Raw genomic sequence first — 14,739 nt, 5'->3', positions numbered from 1 at the left:
CACTATGAGTGAATTAGTTAAATTTTCAGTAAATGGGGAAGAACATGAAGCAAAAAAGGGTAGTCTTTTAATAGATACTCTTTTAGATCGTGATATTCATATTCCTCATTTTTGTTACCATCAAGCCCTTGGGAAAGATGGTAACTGTAGAATGTGTATGGTAGAAATTGAAGGTCAAAAAAGACCGCAAATTGCTTGTGATACTCCAGTTAAAGAAGGTATGATTGTAAGAACAAAAGGTGAAAATATTGAAAAAGTAAGAAGAGATATTTTAGAACTTGAACTTATTAATCACCCAATTGACTGTCCTACATGTGACCAAGCAGGAGAATGTAAACTGCAAGATTATTACATGGAGTCTGGATTCTATGAATCAAGAGTAAATGTAAATCAAAAAGTTACTGCAAGAAAAAGAGTTGATTTAGGTTCTAATGTAATGTTAGACCAAGAAAGATGTGTGCTTTGTACAAGATGTGTTAGATTTTGTTCAGAAATCACTGGTACAAATGAACTTGGTGTTATTTCTAGAGCAGATCACTCTGTAATTGGTACATTCCCAGGGAAACCACTTGACAATCCATATGCAATGAATGTTGTTGATATTTGTCCTGTTGGAGCTCTTACTTCTAAAGACTTTAGATTTAAACAAAGAGTTTGGTTTATGGAATCTTTTGATGCAATTTGTAATGGTTGTTCTATGGGATGTAATATCCATGTAGACCATAGAAAAGAAAAATATAAAGATGACCAAATCTTTAGATTTAGACCAAGAGTAAATAGAGATGTAAATGGTTGGTTTATTTGTGATGAAGGTAGACTTTCATACAAAAATGAAGAAGAAAATAGATTTACAACTTCTTTAATTAACTCTACAGAAACTGATTTTAGTAATACGATTGCTAGTGTATATAAAATATTAACAGAGAAAAAAGATATTCTTTTTGTATTAGATCCATCATTATCTTTAGAAGAAATGCAAAATACAGTTAAATTAGCTGAAGCTGTAAAAGCTGAGATTACTGGTTATTCACCACAATATATTGATGAAAGTTTTGCAGATGATTATTTAAGAAAAAGTGATAAAAGTCCAAACAGAGCATCTTTTAAAGAATTAAACATTAATGAATCAGAAGAAGATTTTAAAAATAAAATTGCAAAAGCTAAAACTGTAATTATATTAAATAATAACTACTTCGATCAAAACTTAGAGATTTTAGAAGGTAAAACTGTTATTTCTTGTTTCTCTCATAACTGTTTAACAATTTCAAAATCTAATGTAGCTATTCCTATTTCATCATTCTATGAAAAAAGTGGTACTTACATTAACTTTGAAGGTAAAAAACAAAAAGTTATTTCTAAACTTAATAAAGATAAACCAATGGAATCAGTATCTTCAATTATTGAACATATTAAATCTATGGTTGAAAAAGGTAGCCTATGAGTACAGCTGCAATAGTAATTATTATAGTAAACATTCTTCTTGCTAAAATTTTATCAGTTGGTACTACACCAATTATGGTTTGGTGGGAAAGAAGAGTTGCTGGTTTTATTCAAGATAGAACAGGTCCAAATAGATGTGACATTGGAGGAATTAGACTTGGTGGTTTAATTCAAGCAATCGCAGATATGTTAAAACTTGTATTTAAAGAAGACTTTACTCCTTCACATATTAAAGAGAAATTTCTTTATACAATTGCACCAGCACTTGTATTTATCTGTTCATTTTTAACAATGGCAGTTATTCCTTTTGCAGATAACTTAGTTATTGATGGTGAAAGTTTTATGATGCAAGCTATTCCAACTCAACTTGGAATTATGTGGTTCTTAGCATTTGCAGGTCTATCAGTATTTGGTATTATTTTAGGTGGTTATTCATCACAAAATAAATATGGATTATTAGGTGGTATTAGAGCTTCAGCGCAAGTTATCTCTTATGAAGCAGCAATGGGACTATCTATTATTTCTATTTTATTAACATATGGTTCAATCAACTTAAATGATATGGTACAAGCACAAGGTGATACTTTCTTTGGAATTATTCCTTCATGGGGTATCTTTATGCAGCCACTTGCAGCTTTAATCTTTATTGTTACTGCATTTGCTGAAACAAACAGAACACCATTTGATATTGCGGAAGGTGAGTCTGAGATTGTTGCTGGTTATCACACTGAGTATTCTGCTATGAGATTTGGTCTTTTCCAAGTTGGTGAATATGCAGCAATGAGTGCATCATCTGCAATTATTGTTACTTTATTCTTAGGTGGATATCATATTCCATGGATGGATACAGCAACTATTCAAAGTAACATCAACTATGTTATCTTAGCTATTGTAATTTTATTACCAATTAAAGCATACCTTTTTGCTAAATGGATGAATAAAAACTATGATTGGTTAGATGCTAATGATAAAAGACATAGAGAAAAGAATATTTTAATTAGAGGATTCTGGTTACTTGCAATTGTTATCTCTGCTGTTTTAATTATGTTCTTAGTTACAGGACTTGGTGAAAATGGTGTTAATATTGCAACAGCAGTTATCCAAATTGGTACATTTGTAGTTAAATTTTTACTTATGAACTTAGTATTCATCTGGATTAGATGGACTCTATTAAGATTTAGATATGACCAATTACAAATGTTAGGATGGAAAGTTCTTATTCCATTAGCGATATTAAATATTGTAATAACAGCAACATTTATTGTTGTGACAGGAAGTTAATATGGGAATTAAAATTGTAGAAAGACACGGAAAGTCTCTAAAAGATAGATTATATATCCCTGCTATAATGGGTGGTATGAAGACTACTTTTAGACACTTTAGAGAAAATTTGAGTGACGTTTCAAATCTTAAAACAATGCAGTACCCTGAAGTTCAACCTGATGATATCACAGATAGATATAGAGGTGTACACAGACTTACTAAATGGGAAGATGAAAGTGAAAAGTGTGTTGCTTGTTATATGTGTGCTACTGCTTGTCCTGCTCAATGTATTTTTATTGATGCAGAAGAAAGATTTGATGGTAAAGCTGAAAAAAGACCAAAAGAATTCAAAATTGACCTTCTAGAGTGTGTATACTGTGGATACTGTGTAGAAGCTTGTCCTTGTGATGCTATTAGAATGGACACTGGAATCTTTAGTTTTACAGGTGATAAAAGAGAAGATTTCGTTGTTGATAAAAATTACCTAATGAGCAATGAAAGATCAAAGGATTTTGATGATGAGTGATTTAATATTTGTAGCACTTAGTATTTTTGCTATAGTTGGTGCAGTAATGATGCTATTCTTTAGAAAACCAATGTACTCAGCACTTGGATTATTAGTTTCTATTTTAGCTGTAGCAGGTCTGTTTGCACTATTAAATGCAACATTCTTGTTTATGGTACAAATTATTGTTTATGCTGGTGCAATTATGACACTGATTCTATTTTTACTTATGTTTCTTAATATTAAAGAAGAGCATCTTCCAAAAGAGCCTAAGAAGTATTTATTAATTGGAATTGGTGCAGCAATAATGATTCCTTTTAATGTTGTTATTTTAAAAGCAGTATCAAAGCTTCCAGAAGCTGATATGAATATTATTGCTAATAGCACTTTTGGTGATATTAAACCAGTTGGTGCTTTATTATATAATGATTGGATTTTAGCATTCGAATTAATTTCGATTCTTCTATTAGTTGCGCTTGTTGGTTCAATTGTTTTAGCAAAAAGAAAAAAATCTAATAAGGAGAATGCATGATTAGTTTAACATCTTATGCTTTTGTCTCTATGATTCTTTTTTCTATTGGTGTAATAGGTGTAATTGCAAGAAGAAATATATTTGTTATTTATATGTCAATAGAACTTATGTTAAATGGAATTGCACTTTTCCTTATAACATTTGCAAGATATCATTTTAATATGGATCCACAAATTATTACAGTTATGGTTATTTCAATTGCAGCAGCAGAAGCAGCAATTTTCTTATCTGTAATTATTTTATTATTTAGAACAAAAAAGTCGTTAGATACTGATATCTTTACAACACTAACACAAGGAGAGAAGTCATGATGGATACTTCACTGTTAGTTTGGATTATTCTTGCTCCATTAATGGGTGCAATATTAAATGGTGGATTATATTTTTACCACGTAAAAAGAAAGCCAGTATCTGAAACACTATTTTCTATTATTGGAACAGGTACACCATTAATTGCATTTTTAATCACGTTAACTCTATTTTTAGACATGGTAGATGGTGGAGTAACATTTAAACAAGAACTATTTACTTGGGTAAATATTGGTGATTTAAATATTACTATGGCATTTTTAGGTGATAATCTAGCTATCTTTATGTCAATGTTTGTAACTTTTGTTGGATGGCTAATTCACATCTATGCAATTGGTTATATGACAAAAGATGAAGGTTTTGGTAAATTCTTTGCTTACTTCAATCTTTTCTTAGCATCAATGTTAATTTTAGTTCTTGCAGATAACCCAGTTATTCTTTTCATTGGATGGGAAGGTGTTGGAGTTTGTTCATACTTACTAATTGCATTCTACTATGGTGATAAAGAAAATGTTATCGCTGGTAACAAAGCATTTATTGCAAATAGAGTTGGTGACTTTGGATTTCTTTTAGGAATTGTTACTTTATTCTTTGCACTTGGACAAGTTGATTTAAGCTTCTCTTCACTTGAAGCTAATATTTCTAATGCTTCACCTGAATTATTAGTATTATCAGGATTCTTATTATTTGTTGGTGCTATGGGGAAATCAGCTCAAATTCCATTATATGTATGGCTTCCAGATGCAATGGCAGGACCAACTCCAATTTCTGCACTTATTCACGCAGCTACAATGGTAACAGCTGGTGTGTATATGGTTGCAAGATTTCATTTCTTATATTCTGGAATTGAAGAGATTGGTGTATTTATTGCTTATATTGGTGCATTTTCTGCATTACTTGCAGCTGTTATTGCAACAAGACAACAAGATATTAAAAAGATTCTTGCGTATTCAACTATGTCTCAATTAGGATACATGTTTATTGCTGTAGGACTTGGTTTTTATAGTTCTGGACTTTTTCATGTATTTACACATGCTTTCTTTAAAGCTATGTTATTCATGGGTGCAGGTGGTATTATTATTGCCTTACACCACGAACAAAATATCTTTAAAATTGCACAACATAGAGCACAACTTCCAATTATTAAATTTACGTTCTTAATTGGTGTTATTGCAATTTCAGGTATTCCACCATTTTCAGGTTTCTTCTCTAAAGATGCTATTTTAGCAGCAGCTTTCCAAGAAGGAGAATATTTAATTTGGGGAATTGGAATGTTCACAGCATTTTTAACAGCATTTTATATGTTTAGACTTTATTTTATTGTGTTTGTTGCACCAAATAAAGAGAGTGTTCCTTATGTTTATACATCAAAAACAATTACTTTCCCACTTATGATTTTAGCAGTTGGGGCAGTATTTGCAGGGTTCTTAAACTTCCCAGCTATTTTTGGTGGTTCAAATTTAGTTGATAATTGGTTAGCTCAAACTAACTCTATAAAAATTCATATGTCTCATTCAACTGAGTACATATTAATGGCTGCATCAATTTTAATTGCAGCAGCAGGTATTTTTGTTGCATACAAAAAATACGCAAACTTTGATGTTTACAAACCAGAAGATGAAAAAGGTATTATTGCTAATAAATTCTATGTAGATGAATTCTATGATTTAGTATTTGTTCAATTCTCTAAAAAAATCTCTTCATTCATTGATAAGATCTTAGATTCAAAAATCATTGATGGATTTATCATGACAACTTGTGAACAGTTTGTTGAGTTTGGTAAAAAAGTTGCAACTATTCAAAATGCTAATGTAAGATTTTATGCTGCGTTCATGCTTGTAGGTATGAGTGCTGTATTTATCTATTTATATATTTCTTTAGGATTGTAATATGAGTGCAGATACTTTATCGTTTATTATATTTTTACCAGCAGTAGTAGCATTTGGTTTAATGATTACTACTAAGCATGTAGAAACAGTTAGAAACATTGCATTTTTAACAACAACAGTTATCTTAGCACTTGTATTAAAACTTTATATTGAGTTTGAACCAAGTGCAGGTATGCAGTTCGTTACAAATGTTCCATGGATTGCCTCTTATGGTATTAACTACTACATTGGTGTTGATGGTTTCTCTTTAACTATTTTAATGATGATTGCTATTTTAATTCCTACAGCATATCTTTTATTATGGGAAGGAAGAACTAAAGGTTACTGGATTAATATGCTATTAGTACAAGCAGGGGTTACTGGTTCACTTTTAGCATTAGATGTAATTTTATTCTATTTCTTCTGGGAAGTTATGTTATTACCAGTATTCTTAATGATTGGTATTTATGGATTTGGGGATAAAGTATTCACAACTATTAAAGTAACAGTATATACAATGCTTGGTTCACTTTTAATGTTTGTTGCTATGCTTTATTTAGGAGTTACATATCATGCTGAGTTTGGAACTTGGTCATTCCAATATGATAGTTTAACTCAAATTACATCATTAACATACAATGAAAAGATTTGGTTATTTTTAGCATTCCTTTCTGCATTTGCTATTAAGATTCCTATTTTCCCATTACATACATGGATTATGGAAACATATAAAAATGCTCCAACTGGTGCAGTATTCTTATTATCATCAATCATGGCAAAACTAGGTGTTTATGCAATTGTTAGATTCTTAATTCCTATTTTCCCAGAGATTTATGTTGAATTCTCATCATGGTTTGTATTTATTGGATTATTTGGTCTTGTTTACTTTGGTGTTGCAGCTCTTATGCAAGATGATATTAAAAGAATGTTCGCATACTCTTCTGCATCACACTTAAGTTTCATTGCAGCAGGTATCTTCTCATTAAATGCTTTTGGTATTAATGGTGCTTTATATTTAATCATTGCCCATGCAATTGCAACTGGTGCACTATTCTTACTTGTTGGTATTATTCATGATGAAACAGGATATAAAACAATTAAAGATTTAGGTGGATTAGCAAAACAGTCTCCAATCTTTACTACTATTTTTGCAATTATGTTATTTGCAAATGTAGGACTTCCTGGAACTAATGGTTTCGTATCAGAGTTATTAATTATCTTTGGTATTTATGAATTTAACCATACACTAGGATATATTTCAGCTCTTACTGTTATTATTGGTGCTTCATATATGTTATGGATGTTCCAAAGAGCAATTTTACAAGATAGAGAAGGTGAAGCTTTAAAATTCAGAGATTTAAAAATCAAAGAGATTGTTGGTTTAGCTCCATGGGTTATTCTTGTATTCTTAATGGGTATTTACCCAGATATTTTCATTGATAAGTTTGAGCCAACTGTAACTCACTACTTAAATGACATTTTACATATTGGAGCAGCAAAATGAATGAATTAATACACATATTACCAGTTTCATTAATTTTACTATCAGCTGTTGGCTTAATGTTCATGAGCATGTATGAAGAGAAATTTAATACGAAACAATATATTACTGTTTCGTCTATATTACTTATACTTGCTTTAGTTTTATCATTTATTCCTTTAGGGGAATCATATGCTGTTAGACCATTCAATAATATTTTTAATGATGTTTTAATTTTTGACTCGTTCTCAAATTTCTTTAACATCTTACTTATTTTAGGTACATTATTAACACTATTAATTGGTGAAAACTATTTCAGATCAAAAGAGTATTTTAGAGGTGAATTCTTCTCTATTTTATTATTTGCTCTATTTGGGATGATGTTATTAGCTAATGCTAACGAACTTGTTACTGCATTTATTGCTCTTGAAATTGCTTCGTTTGCTGTTTACGTTATGGTTGGTTATAACAGTGAAGACAGTAAAAGAGTTGAAGCAATTTTCAAATATTTAGTATTAGGTTCATTTATTGGAGCATTTTATCTTTTAGGTGTTGTTTTAGTTTATGGTGCAACTGCTACTACAAACTTAACAGAAATTGCTTCATATATTTCTAGTCACTCAAATGAAGATATGGCTTTATTATACATTGGTTTAACGTTAATTTTATTTACATTCCTATTTAAAATTGCAGCATTCCCATTCCAATCTTGGGTTCTAGATGTATATAGAGGTGCGCCAATGATTATTACTGCATATATGGCATCTACATTTAAAATTGCTATATTCTCTTTCTTCTTAAGAGCAGTATTACAAGATATCGCACCTATGATTGATTTCTGGGATTCAATCATGTATGTTATTATTATCTTTACACTTGTATTTGGTACATGGCTTGCAATTACACAAAACATTGTAAAAAGAATGCTTGCAGCATCTTCAATTGTACATACAGGTTATTTATTATTAGCATTTATTGCCCTTGGACAAAACATTCATGCAGCATATGCTACAGTATTTTATTTAATTGCATATTTATTATCTGCACTTGGTTCATTTGGTATTATTTCACATATTATCTCTGAAACTAAAGTAAGAGTTACATATGATGATTTCAAAGGTTTAGCAAAAGAGAGACCATATTTAGCAGCAATGATGACTATCTTCTTATTCTCACTTGCTGGTATTCCTTCAACAATTGGTTTCATTGGTAAATTCTATGTATTTACAGAAGCTATTAATGCAGGATATATTTTATTAGCAGTGTTAGCAATTATTGCTACATTTGTTTCAGTTTACTACTACTTCAAACTTATTGCGATGATGTATTTTTATCCAACAAAAGAAGAGTGTATGGACAATGACTTCAACGATAAAAGAGTATCTACTTATGCAATTGCATTTTTAGCTATTATTACAGTTGTTGGTGGTATTGGATCAGCTATTGTATTCTTTATTCCAGCATTGAATATTGATACATTAATTGAAATGACACAAATTGCTATTCAATCATTATTTATTAAATCATGATGTGTTAATATGTAACATACTCGTATGATTTTTTAAAATTACACTTCTACAAACAAAAAAATAAAAAGCCCTAGAAATAGGGCTTTTTTATTTCTACCTTATATATTTTGCACAATAATTGTACATTACAAAGCATTACTCTGTAGCCCACTATAAGGACATTTTCGCTATTATAATGCTATTCATGTAAATCAAAATCACTAGAAAGGATGTCAAATGAGTGACCTAATAGAAGGTTATTTAGGGAAGACTGTAGAGAGAAAAAAGAGTAGAGTTCCAGCCAAACTTGATTATATTCAAAGTGCAACTGGTTTATTTCTAGGTCTTTTTATGTGGGGACATATGTTTTTGGTGTCTTCTATTTTAGTTAGTAAAGACTTTATGTATAACGTTACAAAATTCTTTGAAGCAAGTTTTATTTTTGATGGAGGTAATCCATTATTAGTATCTATTATTGCATTTATTGTATTTGTTGTATTTATTACACATGCTGCTTTAGGTATGAGAAAGTTACCTGGTAACTTTAAACAATATCAAGTTATGAAAGCTCACGCTAATAGCATGGGACATGAAGACACTAAACTTTGGTTTATCCAAGCATTTACAGGTTTTGCAATGTTCTTCTTAGGTTCGGTACACTTATATATCATAATGACTCAAGCAGATGCAATTGGACCATATGCAAGTGCAGATAGAGTTTGGTCTAACTGGATGTGGCCTTTATATATTCTACTATTATTAGCAGTAGAATTCCATGGTACTATTGGATTATATAGACTAGCTGTTAAATGGGGATGGTTTGACGGTAAAGATCCAAAAGCAACAAGAAAAAGATTAAAATTATGGAAAAAATCTTTAACTTGGTTCTTCTTAATTTTAGGTTTTGCTACATTGGCAGCTTATATGAAAATAGGTTATGAAAATGCGCAAGCTGGAAAAGTTGGGCAAAAATATGTTCCAACTGCACAAGTTATGCAATTAGATAATACAGGGAGGCTAGCATAATATGAAAATTAATTACTGTGATTCATTAGTTATTGGTGGAGGATTAGCTGGGCTTAGAGCTGCTGTTGCTGCACAAAAAAAGGGATTAAATGCAATCGTTTTATCACTTGTTCCTGTAAAAAGATCTCATAGTGCTGCTGCTCAAGGTGGTATGCAAGCTTCTTTAGGTAACTCAAAGATGTCTGATGGAGATAATGAAGATTTACACTTTGCAGATACGGTAAAAGGTTCTGACTGGGGATGTGATCAAGAAGTTGCAAGAATGTTCGTACACACTGCACCAAAAGCAATTAGAGAATTAGCTTCATGGGGTGTGCCTTGGTCTAGAGTTAAGGCTGGTTCAAGAGAAGCAATTATTAATGCAAAGAAAACAACTATTACTGAAGAAGAAGAAAGACATGGATTAATCCACTCAAGAGACTTTGGTGGTACTAAAAAATGGAGAACATGTTATACAGCTGATGCAACAGGACATACAATGTTATTTGGTGTTGCAAATGAAGCTTTAAAACATGATGTTGACATTAGAGATAGAAAAGAAGCACTTTCATTAATCCACGAAGATGGAAGATGTTATGGTGCTGTTGTTAGAGATTTAATTACTGGTGAATTAGAAGCTTATGTTGCAAAGGGAACTTGTATTGCAACTGGTGGATATGGTAGAGTATTTAAACAAACTACAAATGCAGTAATTTGTGAAGGTACAGGTGCAGCAATTGCATTAGAAACTGGTATTGCAACACTTTCAAATATGGAAGCAGTACAATTCCACCCTACTCCAATTGTTCCATCAGGTATTTTATTAACAGAAGGTTGTAGAGGTGATGGTGGTATCTTAAGAGATGTTGACGGTCACAGATTTATGCCTGATTATGAACCAGAGAAAAAAGAACTTGCATCAAGAGACGTTGTTTCTAGAAGAATGATTGAACATATTAGAAATGGTAAAGGTGTTCCTTCTCCATATGGTTATCACGTATGGTTAGATATTTCTATTTTAGGTAGAGAGCATATTGAAAGAAACTTAAGAGACGTACAAGAGATTTGTCAAATCTTTAATGGTATAGACCCAGCAGATGAAGGTCCAAAAGGTTGGGCTCCAGTACTTCCAATGCAACACTACTCTATGGGTGGTATTAGAACAAAACCAACTGGTGAATCAACTAGATTATCTGGTTTATTTGCTTGTGGTGAAGCTGCTTGTTGGGATATGCATGGATTTAATAGACTTGGAGGTAACTCAGTTTCTGAAACAGTTGTTGCTGGTATGATTATTGGTAACTACTTTGCTGATTATTGTTTAGAAAATGATGTAACTATTCCTACAGCTACTGTTCAAAAATTTGTTGATGAGCAAGATGCTTACTTAGATGAACTTTTATCATACAATGGTTCTGAAGATATCTTCAAAATCAAAAATAGAATGCAAAAATTAATGGATGAAAAAGTAGGTATCTTTAGATCTGGTGAGCCTTTAGCAGAAGCTGTTGAAGAGTTAAAAGAACTATTAGTTAAAACTAAACAAATCACTGTTAAATCTAAAGAAAGAGCTGGTAATCCAGAACTTGAAGAAGCATACAGAGTTCCAAAAATGCTAAAAGTTGCACTTTGTGTTGCTAAAGGTGCAAGAGACAGAACTGAAAGTAGAGGCGCTCACTATAGAGAAGATTATCTAAAAAGAGATGATGCAAATTGGTTAAATAGAACACTATGTTCTTGGCCAAATAAAGATGATCTTGAACCAACAGTTGAGTATGCTGATTTAGATATTATGAAAATGGAAATGCCTCCTGCATTTAGAGGATATGGTGCTAAGGGTATGATTATTGAAAATGAACTAAGTGCTAAAAGACAAGAAGAAGTTGATTCAGTAACTGAAAAAATGCAAGCTGAAGGTAAAGATAGACATGAAATTCAAGACGCATTAATGCCATTTGAATTACCTATGAACTATAAAGAGAAAAACGAAAGATTAGGAGATAAATAATGAGCGTTGAAAAAGGTAGAGAAATAACTATATCAGTTCTTAAATTTAATCCAAGAAGTAAGGTTTCTAAACCTCACTTCGTTGATTTTAAATTAGAAGAGACTCCAGGGATGACTCTTTTTATTGCTCTTACTAAAATTAGAGAAGAGCTTGACCCAGATTTATCTTTTGATTTCGTATGTAGAGCTGGTATTTGTGGTTCTTGTGGTATGGTAGTTAATGGTAAACCAGCACTTGCTTGTAGAACACTTACTGCAAATTATCCAGAAGGTACATTAAAATTAATGCCTATGCCAGCATTCGAACTTATCAAAGATTTATCAGTTAATACTGGTAAATGGATGGATTCAATGTCAAAAAGAGTTCAATCTTGGATTGTAGATAATGGTAAAGAAGTTGATATTTCTAAAATGGAAGAAAGAATTGACCCAGAAGTAGCAAATGATACTTTTGAACTTGATAGATGTATTGAGTGTGGGATTTGTGTTGCTTCTTGTGGTACTATGCTTATGAGACCAAATTTTGTTGGACCTGTAGGACTAAACAGAATTGCTAGATTTGAAGTTGATCCTCATGATAAAAGAACAGCTGAGGACTTCTATGAGTTAGTAGGAGATGATGATGGTATCTTTGGTTGTATGTCATTAATGGCTTGTGAAGACCACTGTCCAAAACATTTACCACTACAAAATAAAATTGCTTACTTAAGAAGAAAATTAGTAGCACTAAAATAATTAAAAAGAGGGTTATTCCTCTTTTTAATACCCCATATTAAAAGTTAATTATTCTTAGGAGTAATTAACTTTTAATATTTTAGGAGATAGCCAATGGGTTTATCAAATGATTATTTCTTGCTTTATCATGGGAAACATATAGAACAAATAACAACATTTGGAACTATAGATAATAAAAACCAAGATGATTTCTTTGACATTTCTGCTTTAGTACTTTGTGTTACTAGAAAAGATTATGAAAAATATATATCGTTAAATAGTTTTAATGACCTTGTATCAAAAATTACAAATAAAGAAGTAAAAACTTTAAACGATATTTATCAGTTACAACACTGCATACTTGATACCCTTAAAGTTGATACTAAGAATATTCACCTTGATAAACTTCATAAAGCTTTTGAATATTTAAAAGATGAAAATATCATTGAAAGTTCTGCTTGTAAAATTTTAATCTCATTATTTGACCCAGAAGAGTTAACTGTCTCAAAAGAAATTAATTCAACGATTGAGTCTAATCAAAATGAAAATATTCCATTTAAAGAAGCGAAATCTATTTTAGAAAATACAATTATAGATTTAAAGAATATTTTTAATACAAATGATTTTATAACTGAACTGGATGAAACAAATAACTATTTAAATAATCAAAAATTCTCAATTGGTATTACTGGTGTTATGAATGCTGGTAAATCAACTATGTTAAATGCTCTTATGGGACAAGAAATTCTTGGAAGTGCAGTTGTTCCAGAAACTGCAAATTTAACTATTATAAAACATGGTACGCCAGAAGCAAAAGTATTTTATTGGAATAAAGCAGAATGGCAAAGAATTGAATCATCAGCTAAAGAGATTGAGTCAATTGCAGATTTTGTAAAAGAAACAAAATCTATTTTCAAAGATGACCTAGATAATTTAATAAAAGAAGAATCAGTAAATGAAAAAGTAGATATCAACAATTTAGCTGCTTTTACATCAGCAGAAGCTAGTGGCAAAAAATGTAATATTGTAAAATATGTTGAGTTAAAATCTGACTTAGAATTTTTAAAAGATGGAATTGAAATTGTTGATACTCCAGGATTAGATGATCCAGTTATTCAAAGAGAAGAGATAACTAAAGAGTACTTAGCACAGTGTGATTTAATGCTTCATCTTATGAATGTATCTCAAAGTGCTACACTAAAAGATGTTGAATTTATTATTGATGCCCTACTTTACCAAAATATTACAAAGTTATTAATTGTTATTACAAGAGCTGATACAGTATCTAAAGAACAACTTGAAGAAGTAATTAATTACACTAAAACTTCAATAGAAAATCAATTAAAAAATCAAAATAAAGATAGTAAACTAGATTATATTTTAAATAACATAAAGTTCATTCCAATCTCAGGTAAAATGGCACTACTTCATAGAACAGGAAGAGCACAAGAAGCTATTGATGCAGGATACAATATTGAAGATACTGGTATTTTAGAAATAGAAAACTATTTGCAGGAAACACTATTTGGTAAAAGTGCAAATAAATCTGAACTTGTCATTAAAAGTGCAAAATCCCAATTACAAAAAACAATAGAAAAAGAGATTAAATCTTTTAATTATGAATTAGTATTGCTTTCAAAGTCAAAAGAGGAATTAGAAACAGACTTAGAAGAATTCAATCAAAAAAAAGACACAAACAAAAGAATTTTCACAAGCTTAAAAGAGGATATTAATTTATATAAAAATGATGCCAAATCTTACTTAGAAACTTTAGAAACATATTTAGGTTCAGAGCTTGTTGAATTACAAAATGTAATCAGACAAAGAGTATATAATGACGTAAAATACTCTTTTGAGAAAACTAAGAAAAGACCTCCAAGTTCAAGGGTGAAAACTATTATTGAAACAGCTATAAAAGATGGAATTATTGATATAATAAGAGACTATAGATATAAATTTATTAAAAAATCTCAAAGTATTGGAGAAATTTGTGAACAAAAATATCAAGATTTAGGTTTTGTAATTGGTCACAAAAATGATAATTTTGATGCAAGAGGTTTTTTTCAAGATGACTTTAAAGCAGGCTTTTTAACTTCTTCAAATGAAGTA

12 protein-coding genes are annotated in these 14,739 nt (G+C 30.7%); all 12 read left to right on the top strand.

Annotation, left to right across the window (positions count from 1 at the left end):
• Nucleotides 1-4: 4 nt before the first annotated feature.
• A complete protein-coding gene (locus CRV01_RS12050; RefSeq protein ID WP_129008484.1) occupies nt 5-1,441 on the top strand; it encodes a 2Fe-2S iron-sulfur cluster-binding protein in 1,437 nt (478 codons plus the stop codon).
• Nucleotides 1,438-2,721 (top strand): complex I subunit 1 family protein, encoded by a 1,284-nt coding sequence (locus CRV01_RS12045; protein ID WP_129008483.1) that lies wholly within the window; start codon nt 1,438-1,440, stop codon nt 2,719-2,721. Before CRV01_RS12050 ends, CRV01_RS12045 begins: the two co-directional genes overlap by 4 nt.
• Before the next feature lies 1 nt (nt 2,722).
• Nucleotides 2,723-3,229, top strand: coding sequence for an NADH-quinone oxidoreductase subunit I (locus CRV01_RS12040; protein WP_129008482.1), 507 nt, complete (start codon nt 2,723-2,725; stop codon nt 3,227-3,229).
• Nucleotides 3,222-3,740 (top strand): NADH-quinone oxidoreductase subunit J, encoded by a 519-nt coding sequence (locus CRV01_RS12035; RefSeq protein WP_129008481.1) that lies wholly within the window; start codon nt 3,222-3,224, stop codon nt 3,738-3,740. The genes CRV01_RS12040 and CRV01_RS12035 overlap by 8 nt, the downstream gene beginning before the upstream one ends.
• Complete coding sequence (gene nuoK, locus CRV01_RS12030; protein WP_129008480.1) at nt 3,737-4,051, top strand: NADH-quinone oxidoreductase subunit NuoK; 315 nt, start codon at nt 3,737-3,739, stop codon at nt 4,049-4,051. Before CRV01_RS12035 ends, nuoK begins: the two co-directional genes overlap by 4 nt.
• Nucleotides 4,051-5,937, top strand: a complete 1,887-nt coding sequence (nuoL, locus tag CRV01_RS12025; RefSeq protein WP_129008479.1) for an NADH-quinone oxidoreductase subunit L — start codon at nt 4,051-4,053, stop codon at nt 5,935-5,937. Before nuoK ends, nuoL begins: the two co-directional genes overlap by 1 nt.
• Before the next feature lies 1 nt (nt 5,938).
• Nucleotides 5,939-7,420, top strand: a complete 1,482-nt coding sequence (locus CRV01_RS12020) for a NuoM family protein (RefSeq protein WP_129008478.1) — start codon at nt 5,939-5,941, stop codon at nt 7,418-7,420.
• On the top strand, nt 7,417-8,925 hold the full coding sequence (locus CRV01_RS12015) for an NADH-quinone oxidoreductase subunit N (RefSeq protein WP_129008477.1): 1,509 nt from the start codon (nt 7,417-7,419) through the stop codon (nt 8,923-8,925). The genes CRV01_RS12020 and CRV01_RS12015 overlap by 4 nt, the downstream gene beginning before the upstream one ends.
• A 216-nt stretch (nt 8,926-9,141) precedes the next feature.
• Entirely contained in the window at nt 9,142-9,930 is a 789-nt protein-coding gene (locus CRV01_RS12010; protein ID WP_129008476.1) for a fumarate reductase cytochrome b subunit, read from the top strand.
• Nucleotide 9,931: 1 nt separating this feature from the next.
• On the top strand, nt 9,932-11,917 hold the full coding sequence (locus CRV01_RS12005; protein WP_129008475.1) for a fumarate reductase flavoprotein subunit: 1,986 nt from the start codon (nt 9,932-9,934) through the stop codon (nt 11,915-11,917).
• Nucleotides 11,917-12,651 (top strand): fumarate reductase iron-sulfur subunit, encoded by a 735-nt coding sequence (locus CRV01_RS12000; protein ID WP_129008474.1) that lies wholly within the window; start codon nt 11,917-11,919, stop codon nt 12,649-12,651. The genes CRV01_RS12005 and CRV01_RS12000 overlap by 1 nt, the downstream gene beginning before the upstream one ends.
• Before the next feature lie 93 nt (nt 12,652-12,744).
• The coding region (locus CRV01_RS11995; protein WP_129008497.1) for a dynamin family protein at nt 12,745-14,739 on the top strand (1,995 nt) is incomplete at its 3' end.

It is taken from the genome of Arcobacter sp. CECT 8983 (assembly GCF_004118855.1).
In the GTDB taxonomy this organism is placed as follows: domain Bacteria; phylum Campylobacterota; class Campylobacteria; order Campylobacterales; family Arcobacteraceae; genus Halarcobacter.
Note: the sequence above shows the minus strand (reverse complement) of the source record. Positions and strands in the feature narration are given on the sequence as shown.

Excerpts from the sequence above, each read along its gene's own strand:
- CRV01_RS12045 (WP_129008483.1), top strand. The coding sequence starts at position 1,438 with ATGAGTACAGCTGCAATAGTAATTATTATAGTAAACATTCTTCTTGCT.
- CRV01_RS12000 (WP_129008474.1), top strand. The coding sequence starts at position 11,917 with ATGAGCGTTGAAAAAGGTAGAGAAATAACTATATCAGTTCTTAAATTT.
- nuoL (WP_129008479.1), top strand. The coding sequence starts at position 4,051 with ATGGATACTTCACTGTTAGTTTGGATTATTCTTGCTCCATTAATGGGT.
- nuoK (WP_129008480.1), top strand. The coding sequence starts at position 3,737 with ATGATTAGTTTAACATCTTATGCTTTTGTCTCTATGATTCTTTTTTCT.
- CRV01_RS12010 (WP_129008476.1), top strand. The coding sequence starts at position 9,142 with ATGAGTGACCTAATAGAAGGTTATTTAGGGAAGACTGTAGAGAGAAAA.
- CRV01_RS12005 (WP_129008475.1), top strand. The coding sequence starts at position 9,932 with ATGAAAATTAATTACTGTGATTCATTAGTTATTGGTGGAGGATTAGCT.
- CRV01_RS12050 (WP_129008484.1), top strand. The coding sequence starts at position 5 with ATGAGTGAATTAGTTAAATTTTCAGTAAATGGGGAAGAACATGAAGCA.
- CRV01_RS12015 (WP_129008477.1), top strand. The coding sequence starts at position 7,417 with ATGAATGAATTAATACACATATTACCAGTTTCATTAATTTTACTATCA.
- CRV01_RS12020 (WP_129008478.1), top strand. The coding sequence starts at position 5,939 with ATGAGTGCAGATACTTTATCGTTTATTATATTTTTACCAGCAGTAGTA.
- CRV01_RS12040 (WP_129008482.1), top strand. The coding sequence starts at position 2,723 with ATGGGAATTAAAATTGTAGAAAGACACGGAAAGTCTCTAAAAGATAGA.
- CRV01_RS12035 (WP_129008481.1), top strand. The coding sequence starts at position 3,222 with ATGAGTGATTTAATATTTGTAGCACTTAGTATTTTTGCTATAGTTGGT.